The organism is Plantactinospora solaniradicis, from assembly GCF_042658085.1.
In the GTDB taxonomy this organism is placed as follows: Bacteria; Actinomycetota; Actinomycetes; order Mycobacteriales; family Micromonosporaceae; genus Plantactinospora; species Plantactinospora solaniradicis.
Map to the genome: position 1 here is coordinate 1 of NZ_JBHSPR010000109.1, position 895 is coordinate 895.

An 895-nucleotide genomic window follows, 5' to 3' on the forward strand; every position below is an offset into this window, starting at 1 on the left:
GTAGGACGCGACGAGGGTGAACCCGCACCAGGCGGCGTAACCACCGGCCGCCAACCCGATGACGGCGTCGGAGTACTTCCGCACCACCAGCACGAGCAGGATGACCCCACCGATGATTCCGACGGCGACCGGTCCCACCGACCCTCGCCCGGTGAGGGGATTTCCGTCCAGCAACTTCACCAGAAGCACGGCCAGTGGGAATCCCACCGCCCAGGTCAGGGTCGCCCAGAACGATGCTCCGGTGGGCATCGCCGCGCGGGCCCGGGCGGCGATGCCGACCTGTGGCGGCGCCTCCCGAGGAGGTTCGACCTGAGCAACCTTTGGTGCAGTCGTCACCGTTTCATCCTCTCGTTGGAAATCGCGGGCAGCCTAGCCTCGTCCATTCGGATCGGGGAACCGACGAGAGGCGGTTCTGGCCGGATGGAATCCATCGCTGGCCATATCGACAGAAGTCCAAACAAGCATGCAACCAAACCGCGAGCCCAGAGGTAATGGTTATGGACGGGCGTTCGACAGCAATCACGAAGAGGTGACGGGATGGTCACGGAGAGGGGTGGCGAATCTGAACCCGGACGATTGACCAGGGGTTGGAGACGATGTAGAACCCCGTAAAGCCGCAGGTGGCAGCCTCTGTGGGCAGCATCGCGAGAGCGTGCTCAACACGCATCTGCCGATGCTTCTCGCTACATCTCCACGGCCAGTCGACGAATGTCTCGACTGAAAGTCCCATCCCTTGGGGGCGTTCCGTCCTGCAAAGGAACCGAGCCTTGACAAATAGGATCGCAGAAGTTGATCACGTGGCCATTAAACCCCCTCACGAATGGCGAACACTTCCATGACGATTGACCAGGTCATCCACGTACCCGAACAGGTCGGTACCGAGCACGACGAGGTC

Annotated in this window: 1 pseudogene; it reads right to left on the reverse strand. The window is 61.9% G+C overall.

The features are described from left to right. Nucleotides 1-336: pseudogene (locus ACFP2T_RS47230) on the reverse strand (hypothetical protein); the annotation flags it as partial. Nucleotides 337-895: the final 559 nt, after the last annotated feature.